The 3,127-nt window shown below is 67.4% G+C and carries 2 protein-coding genes, 1 tRNA gene and 1 other RNA gene; 2 read left to right on the top strand and 2 right to left on the bottom strand.

Translation table 11 applies throughout. From position 1 onward, the window contains the following. Nucleotides 1-2,317, bottom strand: a 2,317-nt coding sequence (locus tag ACV4UX_RS18195; protein WP_491594694.1) for an FAD-binding and (Fe-S)-binding domain-containing protein, incomplete at its 3' end; no start/stop codon positions are given. A gap of 67 nt (nucleotides 2,318-2,384) precedes the next feature. Between ACV4UX_RS18195 and ACV4UX_RS18190 the strand changes: the two genes are divergently transcribed. Together ACV4UX_RS18190 and ffs are read left to right on the top strand one after the other, a co-directional pair. Continuing rightward, nucleotides 2,385-2,475, top strand: a tRNA-Ser gene (locus tag ACV4UX_RS18190). Between the two features lie 4 nt (nucleotides 2,476-2,479). After that, nucleotides 2,480-2,575: signal recognition particle sRNA small type (ffs, locus tag ACV4UX_RS18185), an RNA gene on the top strand. 23 nt (nucleotides 2,576-2,598) lie between these two features. Here the strand turns inward: ffs and ACV4UX_RS18180 are convergent. Then, a partial coding sequence (locus tag ACV4UX_RS18180) for a hypothetical protein (protein ID WP_491594693.1) occupies nucleotides 2,599-3,127 on the bottom strand: 529 nt, incomplete at its 5' end.

Below are 3,127 nucleotides of genomic sequence, written 5' to 3'. Positions count from 1 at the left end.
TGGATTCGAAGGTGAGCCCGCAGCAGAGGTCGTCCAGGCCCCCTGGGTAGACCACGTCGTAGCCGCCCTTCTTGAGCAGCGAGAGCATGGCCTCATGGAGTTCGCGCTGGTCCGTGTCGTTCAGGGCCGGTCCCATGGTCCTCGTGACGCAGCAGGGGAAGTAGACCACCTGGCGGCCCCGGCCGCGCGTGACGGACTCGCGCGCCGCCGGAGCGAGCCCCCGGGGCATCCAGCGGTTCCACAGGGGGATGCGCCCGCCGGAGAGTTCGCGCAGGGACACGGCCAGCTGCTCCATGAGCCAGCCTCCCAGAACCCGGTGCGCCAGATGCGCCCCGGAAAGCCCCAGGCCCACGGCGCGCAGCGCCGCGCCGTAGCGCTCCGAGAGCCAGGTGGCCGCCTTCCTGGCCCTGGGGCCCGCCTGCCTGCCGCGCAGCTCCTTGGTGAACTTGCCGGTGTCGATGGACACGGGGCACACCGTTGCGCACAGGCCGTCGGCGGCGCAGGTCTGCTCGCCGAACCAGGCGTAGTGGGCCTCGAAGCTTTTGGCCCCCTCCTCGTCCCGGGAGCGGCGCAGCCTGGAGAGGTGGCGCTGCAGGGCGATGCGCTGGCGCGGCGTGGAAGAGAGTGTGCGCGAGGGGCACACCGGCTCGCAGAAGCCGCATTCGATGCAGCGGTCCACGAGAGGGTCCACGGGGGGCATGGGCTTCAGGTTCTCCAGGTGGACCCTGGGGTTGTCGTTGATGATCACCCCGGGGTTCAGCAGATTCTCCGGGTCGAAGGCCTTCTTGAGCCGCACCATGAGCGCGTAGGCCTGCCTGCCCCACTCCATCTCCACGAAGGGGGCCATGTTGCGCCCTGTGCCGTGCTCGCCCTTGAGCGATCCGTCGTAGCGGTTCACCACCATCACGGCCACCTCGTCCATGAGGGCCTGGTAGGCCTTGACCATCACGGGCGAACCGAAATCGGGGCAGAAGACGAAATGCAGGTTGCCCTCAAGGGCGTGGCCGAAAATGATGCCCTCGGGGAACCCGTGGCGACGCATGAGCCCCTGGAGTTCCACCGCGCCCACGGCCAGCTGCTCGATGGGGAACACCACGTCCTCGATGACCACCGTGGTTCCCGGCCCGCGCACCGCGCCCACGGCCGGGAAGAGGCCCTTGCGGATGTTCCAGAGGCGGTTGAAGTCGTCGGGCTTGTCCATGAAGGTCACGGGATGCAGGGGCGTCACCACGCCGAGAAGTTCGTGGACGGCCTCGATCTGGGCCAGAAGCGCGGCCTTGTCCGGCGCGCGCGTCTCCACCAGGATGGCGGCGGCCTCCTCGGGCAGGGCCTTGAGGAAGGCGGGCATGCCGGGCTTGTCCTCCACGGAGCGCAGGGAGGCGCGGTCCATGAGTTCCACGGCCGAGACAGGGCCTTTCTTGAGGCTGATGGTGGCGTTGCAGGCGTCGGCCATGGTGGCGCAATAGACCATGGCCGAGGCCTTGTGGGGATGCTCTTCCACGGTGCGGTAGGTCACCTCGGCGATGAAGGCCAGGGTGCCTTCCGAGCCCACCATGAGATGCAGGAGGATGTCGATGGGGTCGGTGAAGTCCACGAAGGAGTTGATGCCGTATCCTGTGGTGTTCTTGATCTTGAACTTGCGGCGGATGCGTCCGGCCAGATCGGGGTCGGCGGCGATCTCGTCGCGGATGGCCACCAATTCCTGGATGAGCGCCGGGTGCGCGGCCGCAAAAGCGCTGCGCGAAGCCTTGTCCGCCGTATCCAGGAAGGAGCCGTCCACGAAGAGGAGCTTCATGGACTCCACGGTCTTGTAGCTGTTCTCGGAGGTGCCGCAGCACATGCCCGAGGCGTTGTTGGCCGCGATGCCGCCGATCATGGCCGCGTTGATGGAGGCCGGATCCGGGCCGATCTTCTTGTTGAAAGGGGCCAGCTTCAGGTTGGCCTCGGCCCCGATGACCCCGGGCTCCAGCCGGATGTGCGAGGCGTCGTCGCAGATGTGCAGGCCCCTCCAGGCCCCGGCCAGGTAGATGAGCACCGAGTCCGTGACCGCCTGGCCCGAAAGGCTGGTGCCCGCCGTGCGGAAGGTCACGGGAACCTTGCACGCGCTGGCGGCGCGCAGAAGCCCTGCAACCTCATCCGTCGAGCGCGCCTTCACCACGATCTTGGGCGTTAGGCGGTAGAAGCTGGCGTCGTCTCCGTAGGCCAGGTTGGAGAACGGATTGACCACGACACGCTCCTCCGGGACGAAGGCGCGGATGCGCTCGAGGTAGAGCCTGTGGGCCTCGGGCAGGCGTTGTGCGGCGGACGGCTGGGTCATTTCGTTCTCCTCTGTGCATTTTTTACTTGCCAAGCCGGGCTGAAATGGATAATTGCTCCCTTCTCGCGGAGAGGTGCCTGAGCTGGCCGAAGGGGCACGATTGGAAATCGTGTGTATCGGAAACGGTACCGAGGGTTCGAATCCCTCCCTCTCCGCCATTTTTCAAGGAAGCCAGGCGGCGGAAGCGCCGCCAACCCCGCCAGGCCCGAGAGGGAGCAACGGTAACGGTTGCTTTTGGGTGCCTGGTTTCCTTCAAAGGCCCGGTTCACGCCGGGCCTTTTTCATTGCCTTGCGAAAATATCCCGGGCCACGCGCCCCACGGAGCGGCAATAGCGCCAGTCGATGGCCCCGCACACCACCGCGCTGGCCACCGGCACGCTCTTCACCAGAAGCCCCGGCAGCCGCGTCCCGCCCTGGGCCAGGACGCGAATCCCCACCCCCGAGGCCGCCTCGGCCAGCACCTTTTCCGATAGCTGCGCCGCAGCCCGCTCCAGCAGCATGGTGGTGAAGCGCACCCCCAACTGTTTGAGGATGTCCACGGCCCGACGCCCGGCCATGGAAAGCCCCACCAGCAGGCGCACGCGCTCCGAGCGCACGTCGTGCCCGTAGACCAGGGCCACCGCGGCGGCCAGCCTGGCCTGGTAGGCGAAGGAGGCGTAGGCCCCCAGCGGGATGGCCACAGGCAGCGTGGCCAGGCCGCCCACGTTGCTCACGGCCGAGAGGAAGGCGTTCTTGGCCGATTCGCGGCGGATCAACTCCTCCACGCGGGCGTGGTTGTCTGCGAAGCTCTGGTCGGACAGGTAGCGCACG

The organism is Fundidesulfovibrio sp. (assembly GCF_058402725.1).
This window is presented reverse-complemented; position numbering and strand designations above follow the sequence as displayed.